Source organism: Corticibacter populi (genome assembly GCF_004217315.1).
Taxonomy (GTDB): Bacteria; Pseudomonadota; Gammaproteobacteria; order Burkholderiales; family Burkholderiaceae_C; genus Lampropedia; species Lampropedia populi.
The window spans coordinates 280,747-297,549 of the sequence record NZ_SGWR01000001.1 but is presented as its reverse complement, the minus strand read 5'-3'; the positions used below and the strand labels follow the sequence as shown (position 1 = coordinate 297,549).

Annotated in this window: 12 protein-coding genes; 4 read left to right on the top strand and 8 right to left on the bottom strand. The window is 67.3% G+C overall.

Annotation, left to right across the window (positions count from 1 at the left end; translation table 11 throughout):
* Nucleotides 1-96: 96 nt before the first annotated feature.
* The 5 genes from EV687_RS01280 to hglS all read right to left on the bottom strand — a co-directional run bounded on the left by EV687_RS01280 (nt 97) and on the right by hglS (nt 7,264).
* The gene (locus EV687_RS01280) at nt 97-1,077 is read right to left on the bottom strand and encodes a tripartite tricarboxylate transporter substrate binding protein (RefSeq protein WP_122226077.1); all 981 of its coding nucleotides are present in this window, start codon (nt 1,075-1,077) and stop codon (nt 97-99) included.
* A 273-nt stretch (nt 1,078-1,350) separates the two neighbouring features.
* On the bottom strand, nt 1,351-2,934 hold the full coding sequence (locus EV687_RS01275; protein ID WP_122226076.1) for an acetolactate synthase large subunit: 1,584 nt from the start codon (nt 2,932-2,934) through the stop codon (nt 1,351-1,353).
* Nucleotides 2,935-3,021: 87 nt separating this feature from the next.
* Nucleotides 3,022-4,452, bottom strand: a complete 1,431-nt coding sequence (locus tag EV687_RS01270) for an FAD-binding oxidoreductase (protein WP_122226075.1) — start codon at nt 4,450-4,452, stop codon at nt 3,022-3,024.
* Between the two features lie 291 nt (nt 4,453-4,743).
* Nucleotides 4,744-5,745: a Bug family tripartite tricarboxylate transporter substrate binding protein gene (locus EV687_RS01265; RefSeq protein ID WP_122226074.1), complete on the bottom strand. Its 1,002-nt coding sequence runs from the start codon at nt 5,743-5,745 to the stop codon at nt 4,744-4,746.
* Between the two features lie 64 nt (nt 5,746-5,809).
* Nucleotides 5,810-7,264, bottom strand: coding sequence for a 2-oxoadipate dioxygenase/decarboxylase HglS (gene hglS / locus EV687_RS01260; protein WP_122226073.1), 1,455 nt, complete (start codon nt 7,262-7,264; stop codon nt 5,810-5,812).
* A 429-nt stretch (nt 7,265-7,693) separates the two neighbouring features.
* Between hglS and EV687_RS01255 the strand changes: the two genes are divergently transcribed.
* On the top strand, nt 7,694-8,626 hold the full coding sequence (locus EV687_RS01255) for a LysR family transcriptional regulator (RefSeq protein WP_122227083.1): 933 nt from the start codon (nt 7,694-7,696) through the stop codon (nt 8,624-8,626).
* Nucleotides 8,627-8,629: 3 nt separating this feature from the next.
* On the opposite strand, the gene EV687_RS01250 is transcribed toward EV687_RS01255, so the two are convergent.
* Nucleotides 8,630-10,309 carry a thiamine pyrophosphate-binding protein gene (locus EV687_RS01250; protein WP_122226072.1) on the bottom strand — a complete coding sequence of 560 codons (1,680 nt, stop codon included), beginning with the start codon at nt 10,307-10,309 and terminating at the stop codon, nt 8,630-8,632.
* Nucleotides 10,310-10,609: 300 nt separating this feature from the next.
* Between EV687_RS01250 and EV687_RS01245 the strand changes: the two genes are divergently transcribed.
* Nucleotides 10,610-11,869, top strand: a complete 1,260-nt coding sequence (locus tag EV687_RS01245; RefSeq protein WP_162846513.1) for an NAD(P)/FAD-dependent oxidoreductase — start codon at nt 10,610-10,612, stop codon at nt 11,867-11,869.
* A gap of 51 nt (nt 11,870-11,920) precedes the next feature.
* Nucleotides 11,921-13,651, top strand: coding sequence for an alpha/beta hydrolase (locus EV687_RS01240; RefSeq protein ID WP_242612405.1), 1,731 nt, complete (start codon nt 11,921-11,923; stop codon nt 13,649-13,651).
* Nucleotides 13,652-13,684: 33 nt separating this feature from the next.
* Here EV687_RS01240 and EV687_RS01235 read toward each other — a convergent pair whose 3' ends face one another.
* Nucleotides 13,685-14,854 (bottom strand): phosphatidate phosphatase App1 family protein, encoded by a 1,170-nt coding sequence (locus EV687_RS01235; protein WP_122226070.1) that lies wholly within the window; start codon nt 14,852-14,854, stop codon nt 13,685-13,687.
* A 251-nt stretch (nt 14,855-15,105) separates the two neighbouring features.
* Between EV687_RS01235 and EV687_RS01230 the strand changes: the two genes are divergently transcribed.
* Nucleotides 15,106-15,579: a phosphate-starvation-inducible protein PsiE gene (locus EV687_RS01230; protein ID WP_122226069.1), complete on the top strand. Its 474-nt coding sequence runs from the start codon at nt 15,106-15,108 to the stop codon at nt 15,577-15,579.
* Between the two features lie 64 nt (nt 15,580-15,643).
* Here EV687_RS01230 and EV687_RS01225 read toward each other — a convergent pair whose 3' ends face one another.
* A complete protein-coding gene (locus EV687_RS01225; RefSeq protein WP_122226068.1) occupies nt 15,644-16,792 on the bottom strand; it encodes a tyrosine recombinase XerC in 1,149 nt (382 codons plus the stop codon).
* Nucleotides 16,793-16,803: the final 11 nt, after the last annotated feature.

The following is a 16,803-nucleotide window of genomic DNA, read 5'->3' as shown; positions in this document are numbered from 1 at the left end:
GGGAATGGCCTGGAGATGGAGACACCCGCACCGGCGGCCCGGTGCAGGCGGCGGGCACCCCGCGCGCCGGTGGCCGCCGTCCCGGCTCCACCAGGCTCAGTTCTGCGGCGCCAGCTGCTTGATCAGCGGCGTCCAGGTCGTCAAGGTATCCTGGACATGCGCGCTGAAGGCTGCGGCATCCTTGAAATCCGGCCGCAGGCCAAACTGGTCGCTGCAACTGACGAATTCCTTGGCGTTGACGGCGTTGCGGAATGCTTCCTGCAATGTTTGCACAACCGCAGTATCCATTCCAGCCGGGCCGGAAATCCCCATGAAGCTCGGTGCCACCACGTCGTAGCCCAGTTCCCGGACGGTGGGGGCGGACTCGAACCCCTTGATCCGCTCCTGCGTGTAGGCGGCCAGCAAGCGCATGCTGCCGTTGCGGACATAGGGTACCCACTCCGCTGTTTGCACCATGAAGTCCACATCACCTCGCAGCAGCGCGGTGATGTTCTCCGGGCCGCTCTTGTACGGCACATGCACCCACTCCGTGCCGGCCAGTTGCGTCAGCCGCTCGGAAGCCAGGTGCATCGGCGTGCCAAGCCCCGCCGTGCCATAGGCCAATGGCTGCTTGGCGGTCTTGCTGGCCTCGATGAGTTCGGCCATGGACTGGTAGGGGGAATCGGCCTTTACCAACACCCCCACCTGGTACTGCGCGACCATCGCGATCTGGGTGAGATCCCGGGTGACGTCGTATTTGACGCTCGGTGTCAGCACCTGATTGAGCAGGCTGCCGGTGGAGAGCGCGGCTATCGTGTATCCATCGGGCTTCTGGCGCGCGGTGTAGGTCACGGACAGCGAGGAGCCGGCACCGGGCCGGTTCTCCACCACCAGCGGCTGCCCCAGTTGCCGCGAGACATCCACCGCCAGCGCGCGGTTGCACACGTCGGTGCTGCCGCCGGCGCCGAATCCCACCACCAGCACGATGGGCGATTGCGGGAAGGCGTTGGCCGCCCACAGCGGCATGGCCAGTGCCGCGGCGGCGGACAGGATGCTGGCTTTGGCCAGCCTGGCAGGACGATTCGTTTCACGTTGCATGATGGCTTGTCTCCTTGATGCGATGGTTCTTCTGGTGTGGTGGGGAAAATCTGCGTTCGGGCCCGCGAAAAGATCGCAAGCAGGCTCTCAGAACCTGTTCAAAGTCTCTGCATGGATCCGCATGGCAACGCCATGCCCTGTGGGTTGCGGCTGAAATGCTGCGTCTGCGGCGTTGCAAACGCCTCGCCCGGCCACCAACCCGGCTGCGTTTTGCGCCTTGCAGCCACAACCTTTCAACCACAACGGCTCTCATGCCAAGACTTTGAACAGGTTCTAAAGGAGCACCTCGAGCAACATGGGTCCATGGCGGCGGTACGACGCCTGCAGGGCCTTGCTCAGGGATTCGATGTCGGCCACCTTGATCGCGGGCACCCCCATCGACTCGGCAAGCCCCGACCAGTCGATCTGCGGCCTGTCGAGGTTCAACATGTCCTGGGCGCGCGCGCCGGGTGCGCCGGCGCCCACGGCCGCCAGTTCACCATGCAGGATGCCGTAGGTCCGGTTGGCGAAGATCAGCACGGTCACGTCCAGTTGCTCCCGCGCCATCGACCACAGCGACTGCAAGGTGTACATGCCGCTGCCGTCGCCCTCCAGCGCAACGACTCTGCGCCCCGGTGCGGCGATGGCCGCCCCCACCGCCGCCGGCAGGGCAAAGCCGATGGAGCCGCCACAGCCGGTCAGCCAGTCATGCGGCGCGGCATGCAGGGTCAGCGCATCGAAGCCTCTGCCGGTCGAAATGGCTTCATCGACCACGATGGCGTTGTCCGGCAAGGTGGCGCCAAGCACCCGCCCGATGGATTCGGAATCGAGCGGGCCCTGCGCGGGCGCGTCGGTGGCGTGGCGCGCCAGCAGTGCGGCCGGCAATGACTGCGCACCCAAGGCACCGCACAGCTCGCGCAAGGCGTCGCGCGGGCAGTCCTCGGGTGTCGAGAGCGTCAGGAACCGGCACCCCGGGGCCGTCAGGCGGCCGGGCTTGTCGGGATAGGCGAAGAAGGCCACCGGCTCCTTGGCCCCCACCAGCACCACCGTGCTGAACTTGGCGAGGATGGCCAGCGAAGGCGCCACCGCGTATGGCAGGCGCAGCAGCGCCACCCTGCCGGCGCCGCGCTCCAGCCGCGCGCCATAGAACTCGGCGCGGGCGGCGCAGCCGGTGGCGGCGACGATGCGGCCGACGAGGCTGGTGCAATCTGCACGCGTCGCGCGGTCTCCGCAAAGGATCAGGGTGTGTTCGGGATCTTCCCGCAAGGCCTGGACAATGCGGGCCATGTCATGGGCACCGGCCGCCCCTGCCGGCTCGGCTGCCGCCTTCGGCGCCTGTGGCGCGACGGCGGCGGAGCCCTCCGCCGCCAGTTCGGACCAGGCCACATCGGCCGGAAGGATCAGCGTGGCGATGGCCCCCGGCCGGCCGCAGGCCTGCCGCACCGCCTGCGCCCCATCGGTGGCAATGTCGCTGGCAGACTGGCTGGTGTGCACCCATTGGGAGACCACGCCGGCCAGGGCCTTGATGTCCGATGTGAGCGGCGCATCCAGCTTCAGGTGCTCGGCGGAATGGTCGCCGACGATGTTGACGATCCCGGAGCGGGCCTTCTTGGCATTGTGGAGATTGGAGAGGCCGTTGGCCAGGCCCGGACCGAGATGCAGCAGCGTGGCGGCCGGCTTGTCGGCCATCCGGTAGTAGCCATCGGCTGCGCCCGTCACGACGGTCTCGTGCAGGCCCAGCACGCAGCGCATGGCGCCCACCTTGTCCAGCGCCGCGACGAAGTGCATTTCCGACGTGCCGGGATTGGCAAAACACACGTCCACCTTGTTGTCCAGCAGCGTGTGAACCAGCTGCTCCGCGCCTGTTCTATGGGTCATATTCGATTCCAGGGGTTGAGGGATATTCCGTTCAAGAGGGCGGGATGGGCCATTCCATGCACCGCTATCGCGTCCCGCCGGCAGCGCTCAGGGGTCCGTGCGCGGGCCTACCAGCACACGCCCGGGGTTGAGCAGGTTCTGGGGGTCGAGCGCGGACTTGATTCTTTGCATCAGCTGCATGGCGACCGGTGACTTGTAGTGGGGCAGCTTCTCGCGCTTGAGCGAGCCGATGCCGTGCTCGGCGGAGATGGAGCCGCCAAAGCGGTGCACGTTCCGGTAGACCACCTCGCCGATGCACTCCTCGTGGTCGGCGACGAACGCGCGCGCCTCCATGTCTTCGGGCGCCTGGGCGTTGTAGTGCAGATTGCCATCGCCCAGGTGGCCGAAGTTGACCAGCCGGATGCCCGGCAGCAGCGCATGGAGCGCGGCATCGGTCTCGGCCACGAAGGCCGGGATGCGGGAGATGGGCAGCGAGATGTCGTGCTTGACGTTCACGCCTTCCGCGGCCTGGGCCAGGGTGATGCTCTCGCGGATGTGCCACAAGTCATGTGCCTGCTGGACGCTCTCGGCAATGACGGCATCCAGCACCAGTTCTTTCTCCATCGCCAGCTCCAGCAGGCGCTCGAACAGCGTGCGGGCATGGGCTTCCGACTCGCTGTCGGAGGCTTCGAGCAGCACGCAGAATGGCCCCTGCTGCCACAGCGGCACCCGCAAGTGCGGGTAGTGCAGGTCCACCAGCGCCAGGGCCTGCTGGTTCATCAGTTCGAAGCCGGTCAGCGCCGAGGCCAGGTGCTGGTGCGCCAGCGCCAGCAAGGCGTTGGCCGCATCCAGCGAGGGCACGGCGGTCCAGGCCGTCAGCTGCGCGGCAGGCTGCGGAACCATGCGCATGCTCGCCGCCGTGATCACGCCCAGCGTGCCTTCGCTGCCGATGAAGAGGTGGCGCAGGTCGTAGCCGGTGTTGTCCTTGCGCAGGCCCAGCAGGCCATCCCAGACCTGGCCGTCGGCGGTCACCACCTCCAGCCCGAGGCAAAGGTCGCGCGTATTGCCGTAGCGCACCACCTGCGTGCCGCCGGCGTTCGTCGCCAGGTTGCCGCCCAGGGTGCAACTGCCTTCGGCCCCCAGGCTGAGCGGGAACAGAAAGCCCGCCTCCTGCACCAGCGCCTGCACGTTCTGCAGCACGCAGCCCGCCTCGACGGTGATGGTGAGGTTGTCTGGATCGATGGCGCGCACCGCATGCATGCGCCGCAGGCTCAGCACCACCTGCCGGCCTGAGCCGTCCGGCACCGAGCCTTCGACCAGGCCGGTATTGCCGCCTTGTGGGACGATGGAGACGCCCGCCGCCGCACAGGCGCGCACCACCTGCGCAACCTCGTCGGTGCTGCCGGGGCGTACCACGCACAAGGCCTGGCCTTGCAGGCGCTGGCGCCAGTCGGTGGCATATTCGGCCGTGGCATGGCCGGTGAGGACGTGGCCTTCGCCCACGATGGCGGTCAAGGCTGCAATGAGATCAGCGTGCATGGCAAATCCGGCAAGAGGTTCTTAGAACCTGTTTACGATCTTTTCATGGGTCACGCAGGAGGCCAAAAATGCAGTGGGCAAGACGCCCGTCGCAGGCCAGACTGGGCGTCTGGGCAAGGCGGGCAACGCCGCCCGATGCATTTTTGGCCTCCTGCCCTTCGGGTTGTCCCGGCAGGCGCGCGCTGCGATGTTACAAATCCTCGCCGGGCCACCGGCCCGACTGCGGTTTGCGCCTTGCATCGCATCGCCTGTCGGAACAACGTGGCCCATGAAAAGATCGTGAACAGGTTCTTACAGCTTTTCCACACCGGCAGCGGCCACCACCGCATTCCAGCGCTGGTACTCCTCGCGCGTGAAGCGCTTGAATTCCTCCGGCCCCATCTCCAGCGGTTGCCCGCCCATTTCCTGCACCTTGGCCTTGAAGTCCGGCTTGGCCGCGCATTGGAGGATGGCTGTGCTCAAACGATCGACGATGGCCTGCGGCGTGCCCTTGGGCGCGAGCACCCCGTTCCAGGTGCCGGTGACGAAGTTGTCGAAGCCGCTTTCCTTCATCGTCGGCACATCCGGCAGCAGCGGCACACGCTCCTCTGAAGCGACGGCCAGTGCCTTGAGCTTGCCCGAAGTCACGAATGGCAGGGCCGGCGTGATGTTCTCGAAGATGAAGTCCAGCTGCCCACCCATCAGGTCGGCCAGGGCTGGCGCGCTGCCGCGGTAAGGCACATGCAGCAGCTTGACCCCTGCGGCCGTGCCAAACATTTCCGCGGAGAGATGGATGGTGGAGCCCGCGCCGGGCGATCCGTAGTTCAGGCCCGCCTGGCTGGATTGGGCCAGCGCCAGCAGCTCGGCCACCGAACCCACCGGGGTTCTGGCCTCGTTGATGACCAGCATGTTGGGGATCGACGTCACCAGGCCCAGGTACTCGAAATCGTCCAGGTTCTTTTCGCTCAGGTTCTTGTAAAGACTCTGGTTGATGGCCTGCGTACCGGCCGTTCCGAAAAGCAGGGTGTAGCCATCCGCGGCGGCCGCCGCCACCCGGCTCGTGCCGATCGAGCCATTGGCGCCGGAGATGTTCTCCACCACCACGGGCTGGCCCAGCTCCTCTGCCAGCGCCTGGCCCAGGATCCGCGCAATCAGGTCGGTGTTGCCTCCGGGCGCAAAGGGCACGACCAGGCGGATGGCGCGGCTCGGGTAGCCATTCGAGATCTGCGCGGACAAGGGCTGCAAGGCAGCGGTCAGGCCCAGCGCGGCGATGGATTTCAGAAAGGCTTGTCGGGTGATCTTGCGGTCTGGCATGGATGTCTCCTGTGTCGTTGTGAGATGAAAGTTCTTGCTGTCAGGCCTTTGACTCGGTTCTTGCCTATGTCGTCTGGGGCTTCTTCTCTTGAGCCTTCACTTGAGCCTTCACTTGGGCTTGCAGCGCCTGGACCATGCCCTCCACAGAGCGTTGTTGCGCCTGTTCGTAGAGTGCCAGTTCGTCGTGCGTGGCGGCCCCGAGGTCGCGCTCGAACGTCTGCCTGGCCGCATGGGCCTGGTAGTGGCGCTGCTCCTGGCCGCCGAGGTTCGACTGGAAGATGCCGGCCGCGCTGACAGGCAGGAAGTCCTCATAAGTGATGGGCTGGGCCGTGGCCCAGCCGCGGTTCACCAGGGCGTGGAGACCATGGGCAGGATCTCCATCCAGCGCCTGCAAGGCCTCGCGCGCATGCGCTCGGCCAGCGTCGGTCAGGCGGTAGCGATAGAACGCCAGCCCCTCCTCACGCATGCGTTCGTGGCTATCGGGGAATTCGCCAAAGGTCTGTGCCAGACGCTGGCCGTAGTCCGGGGCGGAGCTGCCCGCGCCCTGCATGCTGCGCACCCGCGACAAGAGCTCGTCGTACAACTGGCGGCCCTTGCGGGTCAAGGCCACGCCGCGCTGCTCGATCTCGCCAAAGCGCGCGGTGTGCGAGCCGACGTGGTCGCTGAAGTGGACCGGCTCCTGCAAGGCCTTGAAGCTGGTCTGGCGCAGCAGAATCGGGCATTCGCGGCGCGGCGGCCCCTCCACCACATCCTTGGCGTTGATGCCGCGCTGCGGCATGGCCGCCTGGATGGCGTCGATGTCCAGGGTGCGCGGCGTCAGGTGGTTGATGTGCGGCCCCTTGAAGCACACCACATCGGCGATCAGGCGGTGGGCATTCTGCAGGCTGGTGTAGGTCTCGAAATCCACGGTGGCTTCGCTGTGCCAGCGGAAGGTCTCAAGTGCCTCCCGCACGAACTCGTCGGCCTGGCGCTCGCTGAGACCACCCGCGGCCTCGAAACCAGCGATCAGCTCCAGCGCCCGGGCGGTGAAGATGTTGCGCCGCGAGAGAATCTGCTGCGCCCGCTCGCGCAACTGGGCATCCGCAATCAGCTCCAGCCGCAGCAAGGAGGTGAACACGCGGAACGGATTGCTGTGCAGGGCCTCGTCGGAGACCGGCCTGAAGGCAGTCGCATGCACCGGCACGCCGGCCACCGACAGGTCGTAATAGCCGACGGGTTCCATGCCCATGACCGCGAACAGCCGGCGCAGGGTCGCCAGCTCCTGTGCGGTGCCCACGCGGATGGCACCATGGCGTTCGAGATTGAGGCGTTCGAGCTCGCCGCTGCCCTGCATCGCTTGCCGCAGTTCGGGCCGGGCCTGCAGGCAGGCCTCATTCACCTGAGCAACCAACTCAAGCAACGTGCCGTACTGGGGAACTTCGTTGCGGTACATGTCCGACATGGCGCGCGAGAAGCGTGTACGGATTTCATCGGTGGAAACAAACGGCACGGTCTGGGCGGGGGCAACGGTGTCTGCCATGGCTGTCGTGGTGATGGAAGTGGTGACGGGCGTTCAATGCCCGGATGCAGGCTCGCGCCGTGGAAAACGCCGGCCTGTGACGGGATGCGCAGATGGTAGGGGGACACCTCCCCGGGCCACAAACGATAAATCCGTGCGCATTCATTCCGGGATGGAATACATCCGCGTTAACCCTTCCCTGGTGAACGGCGAGACTGGCAGGCGGTATCCCGCCGGCGACACGGCATGGGTATTCCCCGCGGCGTGCAGGCCGAGTTGCCGGCAGAATCGCATGATGTCCACGCTACGATGGTGGCGCGCATGTTGCTGAGGGCTTGACCATGCCTGGGTCCGGGCTTGGCCGGTCCTGGCATGGCGCATACTCGTCGACATCCACGCCCGCCCTCCATCCGTCGACAGGCCCGTTGGTTGGCCCAAGTACCCGAGACCATGTTTGCGCGAAGAGATCTTCCCCCCACATCGCTGCTGATCGCTTTCGAGTCGGTCGCCCGCCTGCTGAGCTTCACGGCGGCGGCCTCGGAATTGCACCTCACCCAGAGTGCCGTCAGCCGGCAGATACGTGCGCTCGAGGAATTCCTGGGGATCGCGCTTTTCATCCGCGAACGCCAGACCGTCCGCCTCAGCGGCGTGGGGCAAACCTACGCGCAGGAAGTGCGCGAGGCGCTCACCCGCATCACCAGCGCCACCCTCGCCTGCAAGGCCAATCCGCAAGGAGGTGTGCTGAACCTGGCCATCCTCCCGACCTTCGGCACGCGCTGGCTAGCGCCGCGCCTGCCGGATTTCTTCCAGCGCCATCCGGGCACGACGCTGAACATCTCGACCCGGCTGGCCGCATTCGACTTCCAGCTCGACCCGCAGGACGCGGCCATCCATTTCGGTGAGTCGCACTGGCCGGGCAGCGAGAGCACGTTCCTGATGAACGAAACGGTGGTGCCTGCCTGCAGCCCCGAGTTTCTGGCACAAAACCCCATTGACGGCGTGCCGGGTCTCAGCCGGCAGTCGCTGATCCATCTGGCGTCGAGATCCGGCGCCTGGCCAGCCTGGTTTCGTACCCAGGGCATGGAGCCGCCGGAGGCGCCCGGCATGCATTTCGACCAGTTCGCCACCGCCGCCCAGGCCGCCGTGGCCGGCATCGGCGTGGCCCTGCTGCCGAGCTTTCTGATCGCGCGCGAGCTGCAGCAAGGCGAACTGGTCAGCGCCGTGCCCGGACTCCCGCCGGTGCAAAGCATCGGCGCCTACTACCTGGTGTGGCCCACGCGCCGCGCCAACTATCCGCCGCTGGCGGCCTTTCGTTCCTGGCTGCAGGACAAGGCCGCCGCGTTCACGCGCGGCGAAGCAGTCACCGGCGCGGCACCGCCCTGACGCTCACGCGTCGGCCTGCGGCAGGCGCAGATCCGGGGTGATCTGCAGCGGATCGGTGACGAGTTCCAGCAATGCCAGCCCGCCCGCGGCCTGGGCCCTGGCAAACGCCGGCGCAAACTCCGCGGTGGCGGTCACGCGCTCGGCATGGGCGCCGAACGAGCGCGCCAGTGCGCAGTAATCGGGGCCTTGCAGCCGGGTGGCGCTGACGCGCCCCGGATAGCGTTTGGACTGGTGCATGCGGATGGTGCCGTACATCCCGTTGTTGACCAGCAGCACGATGAATGAGGCCCCGAACTCGGCGGCAGTGGCCAGCTCCTGCGGGTACATCATGAAACAGCCATCACCGGCCACGCAGACGACCGGCCGCCCCTTGTGGCGCAAGGCCGCAGCCACCGCAGCGGGCAATCCGTAGCCCATCGCGCCGCAGGTCGGCGCCAGCTCCGTGCGCGGCCTGCGGTAGCGGTAGAAGCGGTGCAGCCAGACCGCGTAATTGCCTGCGCCGTTGGTCAGGATCGCATCCTCTGGCAGAACGCGGGAAAGGTGCAGCACGGCCTCACGCAAGTCCACGCCGGCGGCCTCCAAAGGCGCCGAAGACAGACCCGTGAACGCCTCGAAACCCGCGCGGCCCTGCGCGCGCCAGTCGCTCCATCGCGGAGCGTCTGGCGCGGCCAGCGCATTCAATGCGGCCAGCAGCGCACGGGGCGGGGCCGCCACCGCCAGGTCTGCCTGGTACACGCGCCCGAGTTCCTCCGCCGAAGGGTGGCAATGCACCAGCGTCTGGGCCGGCCGGGGTACCTGCAGCAAGGCATACTCGCCGGTGGTGATGTCCCCCAGGCGCGTGCCGATGGCGAGAATCACATCCGCCTGCTGCACCATCTCCCGCACCGAGCCGCTCATGCCCAGGCTCAGGTGCCCCACGTAATGGGTGTGTTCGTTGTCGAACACGTCCTGGCGGCGGAACGCACACGCCACCGGCAGCCCCCATGACTCCACGAACACCTGCAGCGCCTGGCACGAGACGGCATCCCAGCCGCCGCCACCGGCCACCACCAGGGGCCTGCGAGCCTGCTGCAGCAGCGCGGCGATGCGCTGCGCCGTAGCGGTGCCCACCTGCACAGGCGCCACGGCCGTGGCCTGGCAGGCCGGTGTGCCGGTGGGGTCTTCCAGCATGTCCTCGGGCAGCGCGATGACGACCGGACCAGGCCGCCCCGACACCGCCACATGGAAGGCGCGCGCGACCAACTCGGCCATGCGATCGGCATCGTCGACCTCGATCACCAGCTTGGCGATGGAGCCGAAGACCTGCTGATAATCCATCTCCTGGAACACGTCGCGCCCCTTCATGTCGCGGGCGATCTGGCCGATGAAGAGCAGCATCGGCGTCGAATCCTGCTGGGCCACATGCACGCCGATGCTGGCGTGGGTGGCGCCCGGGCCGCGCGTCACCATGCAGATGCCGGGCCTGCCGGTGAGCTTGCCGTCCGCTTCGGCCATGTTGGCCGCCGCGCCTTCATGCTTGGTGACGACGACGTCGATGCCCTTCTCGTCGTACAAGGCATCGAGCACCTCCAGGTAGCTCTCGCCGGGCACGCAGAAAACGCGGTCGACGCCATGCAACGCAAGCGCCTGGACCAGCACGCGACCGGCACTTTGGGGGGATGGGGACTGAGGGGATGAAGTCATGATGGGCTCACTGGAAACCCGCAGGAATGGCAGCCGATGCCACGCCCCTGGGGGGAGGGAGGACACCCTGGAAGAGTGTCCTGGAGGGAATGCGATGGATTTCAGCGCATCCCGAACAAAATACGCCGATGCTAGAAGCGGCCCCTGCGCATGGCAAACGATAGTTGCGTGGCAGATCATTCCGTTTCGGAATGGGTATGCAGCAGCACAGCTTGGCTGCCAGCCGAACCGGCCGAATGGCGCTCCGGCGGCTCTATCATCGGGGCTGCCGCTCCACACTCCTTGAAATCGAACACGAACATGCCAACCCAGCATTCCCACTGCATCGTCATCGGTGCAGGCATCATCGGCTCCCTGTGCGCCCTGCAACTGCGCCAGCAGGGGCTGGAAGTCACCCTGATCGAGCGCGATCCGGACGCGCTGTGCTGCTCCACCGGCAACGCCGGCAGCATCAGCTCGGCGTCGGTCGCGCCGCTGGGCATGCCCGGCATGTGGAAGAAGGTGCCCGGCATGCTGCTCGACCGCGATGGCCCGCTGAGCATCCAGCCCGCGTATGCGCTGCGGGCAGCGCCCTGGCTGCTGCGGTTTCTGGCGGCCTCCAATGTCCGCCAGGTGGAACAGGCCTCGCTGGCGCTGGCCGCAATCAACCAGCAGGCCACCGATCTCTACCGTGCGCTGGCGCAGCAGCTGCAGGCTGACGATCTGCTGCGCTTCACCGGCCAGCTGCAGGTCTACACCAGCCAGGCCGCGCGGGACGGGGACGCCGCCGGCTGGGCATTGCGCCGGGCACGCGGCATCGAGATCCATGAACTGGACGGTGCGGCCTTGCACGACCTGGAGCCCGCCGTCGGGGCCCAATTCACCCGTGCGGTCTTCGTGCCGGGCGAAGGCATGGTCGTCAACCCGCAGCGGCTGCTGCACACCGTGCGCCAGCGCTTCGTGGCCGCCGGCGGCACGCTGCTGCAAGCCGCGGTGACACAGCTGTCGGAGCAGCCCGGGGCCGGCCTGCTGCTGGAGACCACGCAGGGCCCTTGGTCGGCGCAGCAGGTGGTCATTGCCGCCGGCGCCTGGTCGCACCGCCTGGCGCAGCAGATGGGTGACCACATCCCGCTGCAAACGCAGCGCGGCTACCACGTGGTGTTTCCAGATTCGGGCGTGACGCTGCAGCGTCCGGTGGTGGCGGCAGAAGCCAAATGCTTCGCGGTGCCGATGGAGATGGGCCTGCGCGTGGCCGGCACGGTGGAGTTTGCCAGCCTGGATGCACCGCCCACGCAGCGCCGCATTGACGCGCTGGTGCGTCACAGCCAGCAGATCTTCCCGGGCCTGCGCGCCTCGGCCCTCACGCAGCACAGCGATTGGATGGGCAACCGCCCTTGCCTGCCCGACTCCCTGCCGGTGATTGGCCGCTCCAGCCGCTCGCCACGGGTGCTGTATGCGTTCGGCCATGGGCATCTGGGCCTCACACAGGCACCGATGACGGCGCAGATCATCACCAGCCAGGTGCTGGCCCGGCAGGCCCCCATCGACCTTGCTCCCTACCGCGCCACGCGCTTTCACTGAACCCGGCCGCCCGGCTGCGGACACCCGCCACCTTTGCAACGCCACGCCGCCATGCCAGCCCGTCCTGTTTCGATATTCTCGTTGTGCGGCACCGGGCTGGTGCTCGGCACGCTGCTGTTCGCCGCCTCGCTGACGCCCTCGCTGGTGCCACGCGCGCCCTGGATTCAGGGTTTGCTCGGCGGCTTCTGCCTCGCCTGCGGCTATGGGCTCGGCGTGCTGCTGATGCGGGCCTGGCGTGCCCTGGAGCTGCCCGCGCTGCCGCCACGCGCCCATCGCCTTGCACTGCTTCTGGGCCTGGTGGCCTGCGCGGCAGCCGTGGTACTCATGCTGCGCTGGGCCACGGCCTGGCAGAACCGGCTGCGCGCGCTGATGGAGATGCCCGTCATCGACAGCGCCGGCCCCTGGACCATCGCCGCGCTGACGCTGGCGACCTTTGCGGTGCTGCTGGCACTGGCACGCCTGTTCGGCTGGATTCGCCGGCAGTTGGCGCGGCCGCTCGGACGGGTGATGGCCAGCCCCAGCGCCGCACTGCTGGCCCTGCTGCTCACCGCCACGCTGTTCTGGTTGGTGGGCAACGGCTTTCTGGCACAGAAGCTGCTGCAGTCGGCCGACGAGATCTACGCTGCGCTCGATGAAGTGATCGAGGACGATGTACCCGCCCCCCAGGCCTGGAACAAAACCGGCAGCCCCCAGTCGCTGATCGGCTGGCAGACGCTGGGGCGCGAGGGCCGGCGGGCCATTGCCGCCCCCCCGACGGCCGCACAGATCGGTGAGGCCACCGGCCTGGTCGCGCTGGAGCCGCTGCGCGTCTACGTGGGCCTGAATTCGGCCGAGACGCCACAAGCCCGTGCCGAGCTGGCGCTGCGGGAGTTGCAGCGCATCGGCGCCTTCGAGCGCGCCAACCTGGTGATCGTCACACCGACCGGCTCGGGCTGGGTCGACCCCGAGAGCCAGAAGGCCCTCGAATACGTGTTGCACGGCGATGTGGCCAGCGTCTCGGTGCAGTACTCGTACCTGCTGAGCTGGCTGGCCATGCTCAGCGTGCCGGAATACGGGGTCGAGACCGCGCAGGCCGTCTTCACGACGATCTACGACCATTGGCGCAGCCTGCCGCGCACGCAGCGCCCGCGCCTGTACCTGCACGGCCTCAGCCTGGGGGCCTTCAACTCGGACCAGAGTCACGACCTCTACCAGGTCATCAGCGATCCGTACCAGGGTGCGCTGTGGTCCGGCCCGCCCTTCAACACGCCGACCTGGCGCTCGGTCACCGCGGCGCGCAACCCCGGCTCGCCGGCCTGGCTGCCAACCTTCGGCGATGGCTCGGTGGTGCGCTTCACCGCGCAAAAGAACACGCTGGACGAAGCGCCCACACCCTGGGGCGCGTACCGCGTGGTGTTCCTGCAGTACGCCAGCGATGCGGTGACCTTCTTCGATCCGCAGTCGCTGTGGCGCCGCCCGGCCTGGATGCAGACGCCACTGGGCCCGGACGTCTCCCCCGACATGCGCTGGATCCCGGTGGTCAGTTTCCTCCAACTGGCCTTCGACCTGATGGTGGCCGTGGAGCCGCCCAAGGGCTACGGCCATGTCTATGCCTTCGAACACTATGCGGATGCCTGGGCCAGTCTGACCACGCCACTGGCTACGTCAGCCGCCTTGTCCTCGGCCTCAGGTATTTCAGGCACGTCTTCGCCTCCGGACTGGACAGCCGAGTCGCTGCGCCTGCTCAAGCAACGTGTGGCCGATGCTGATGCCTCCGGGACCACCGAGGCCGCCGCGCATTGAAACCAGACAACTGGCAGCGGCAGCGCATCAGCTTCACGGTGCAAGCCCCGTGACCAGCCCGCCTGCCTCGGTGATGGCAAGCCCGTCATGCCCGTCGCGGATGATGTGCCAACGGCTTCTGGGCACACCCTCGAACACCTGCGCGTAGCGCGGTGCGGCAGCATCCTCGCCAGTGACGTCGCGGATGAAAATGGCGGCAACCTGCCCTGGATACTGCCTGGCGATGCAGGCATAGATTTCCGGGTCGGCCTCTCCCGAGTCGCCGATCAGCACAAAGCGGCGCGCCGGAAAGTCATCGAGCCACTGCCGCAACCGGCCCAGCTTGAGGCTCTCCGAATCGGCACTGCCAGGCAGCAGGCTGCGCCATGCGGTGGCCTCGCGCAAATGTAGCGGCCCGGGCGGGAATCCCGCCTCCTCGATGAAGCGCTGGAGCACTGGCAGCAACTGCAGCGGACTGGAGGACAGGTAGTGGCAGCACACGCTGGCCGCGGAGGCTCCAACTGGTTCGACAGCCTGCTGTGCGGCACTGCACATCTGCCGATACCATGCGGCCATTCCCGGCACCGCCTGAAACGCCTCCAGAAAGGTGTTGCGCAGCAACTGCCGGGTATTGCCGACTTCCGAGACCTTGATGGTGTCGTCGATGTCGCTGACGATGCTCAGGCCCGTTTCGGCCACCGGCCACAGTTGGCCTTGCCCATGCCGGTGCGTCGCCGCATCGGCCGGCGATGGCGCCGTGGGCCGTACGACGGCGTAGCGCAGCGGTTCGGCACCGCCCTGCCAGACCGTGCCGGGCAGCGTCACCCGGGTGGTGCTGCGGCCGGCCGGATCGGTCGGGTTCAGCGCCACGGAACCCGCACCGTCGATCACCACCGTCAAACGCTTGCCACGCTCCGAATCCTTCAGGAACAGGCGGGCGCGGGTCTCGAACAGCGCCCGCTGCGGCCCGTTCAAGCCATCCAGATCAATACCCAGGTAGCGCGCAAACAGCGACCGTGCACCCGGCCGGCGTTCGTCCTCGTAGACCCAGACGGCAATGTCCGCCTGCGCGGCGCCGCTCGCGTCCATGCACAGGAGTCCGGGAATCGGCAGCACATGCTCGTCGCGCTTGAGGGGCGAGGCGTCCGCGCCGCGCCATGACCAAAGACCGAGCCCCGCAGCCATCAAGGCTGCGCGCCGCCGCAGCGGCAAAAAATCCAGCATTGCGCTCAACCCATCCCTTCCATTTGTACTTTGCACGCCGCCCCAAGGCGCTGGCGCGCAGCATAACCCGGCCACGGATCCGCGTTGCCAGCGCGATCAATGGTGCTCGCAGCCCCGCAAAACGGCAACAGGCGCCGAGGATGCCCTACCATAACGACCTTCGCGCGGCAGTCGATGCGAAACCCCGATCCCGGCATCGCCTCCGGCTGCCATTGCGCGCATCACAAAGCAAAGTGAGGGCCTGCAAACCTATGAACACGCAATCGCTGGAAAAGCTGCGCGAGCGGCTGCATGAGAACGCCAATGTGCTCGGCAATCTGTTCGTCGAAGCCTTCCACTACATCGGCCTCTTCGCCATCGGCGCCATCACCGCCTGGGCCGGCGCGCTGACCTGCTGGGACATGCTGCACAAGGGCGACATCACGGTCGATGACATTCTGCTGCTGTTCATCTACCTGGAGCTGGGCGCGATGGTGGGCATCTACTTCAAGACCAACCACATGCCGGTGCGCTTCCTGATCTACGTGGGCATCACGGCGCTGACACGCTTTCTGATCTCGGACGTCTCGCACCACCACCGCCCGGACATGGGCGCCATCTACATCTCGGCGGCCATCCTGCTGCTGGCAGTGGCGGTGCTGGTGGTGCGCTATGCCTCGGCGCGCTTTCCCTCGACCCCGCAAGCCAGCCAGGGCCAGCCGGACGCCTCGCCGGAAGAGGCATAGAGGTCCGGACTGATACAAATGCCTCTTACCAGAGGCCCGGGCCCAACCCATGCGCTGGATGGGCTCAGTCCGAGCCGCGCGGCTCGTCGCCAGACCCGCCTTTTTTCTCATTCTTCTTATCCACCGGGTTTTCGTCACCGGGCTTCCGCGCACGCTCCAGGTGCGCGCGCGGGTGGGCCGCATCATAGATCTTGGCCAGGTGTTGGAAGTCCAGCCGCGTATAGACCTGCGTGGTGGCGATGTTGGCATGGCCAAGCAGTTCCTGCACCGCGCGCAGGTCGCCACTCGACTGCAGCACGTGGCTGGCAAAGGAATGGCGCAGCATGTGCGGATGCACGGTGCTTGCGAGGCCAGCCTGCTGGCTGCGCCGGCGCAGCCGCAGCCACACGCTTTGCGCCGTCAGGCGCTGGCCGCGCCGGTTGATGAACAGCGCCGGCTCCATGGCACCACCCTGCGGCTGGATCGGAAGGTGCGGGAGGTGTGTCTCGCGCACCGCGCGCCAGGCCAATAACGCATCGAGCGCCGGGCCGCCGATCGGCACGCTGCGGCGCTTGCCGCCCTTGCCGATCACCTGCGCCTCATGGTCTTGCCAGTCGATCCAGCCGCGCCCACCCTGCGCCGCCGCATCGCTGCCAATGACATCCAGCCCCACCAGTTCGGCCACACGCAGGCCGCTGCTGTAGAGCAGTTCCGTGATGGCTGCATCGCGCAGTTCCAACCAACGTGCCTCGGCGGCATCATCGCTGCCATGCACCGGCGTTGCCGCAAGGGTCTCCGCGCTTTGCCGGAATGCCGCCAGTTGCACAGCGTCGTCGGCACTCAAGGCCTTGGGCAGTGGACGTCCGACCTTCGGCGCGCGCACGTCCTGCACCGGGTTGGCCGCCAGCAGTCCCTGGCGCACGGCCCAGCGGAAGAAGCCGCGCCAGCCACTGAGGATCAGCGCAATGCCGCGCCCGCTGCGACCCTTGCTGTGCATCGCCGCGACCTGCCGGCGGATGTGAAAGGGCTGCAGCGCCAGCACCTCGGTGTGCTCCGCATCGGCAGCGTCCTGAAGCTTGCGCAGGTCCTCGGTGTACAAGGCGACGGTGCGCGCCGCCAGACGGCGCTCCACCCGCACATGCTCCAGATACTGTTGCAGCACCGGGGCCAGCACGACCTCGCGCGGCACCGCCCCGGCGTCTGCCGGGGCATGGGACGTGGCACTGCGAGCCATCGGGCGGGCTC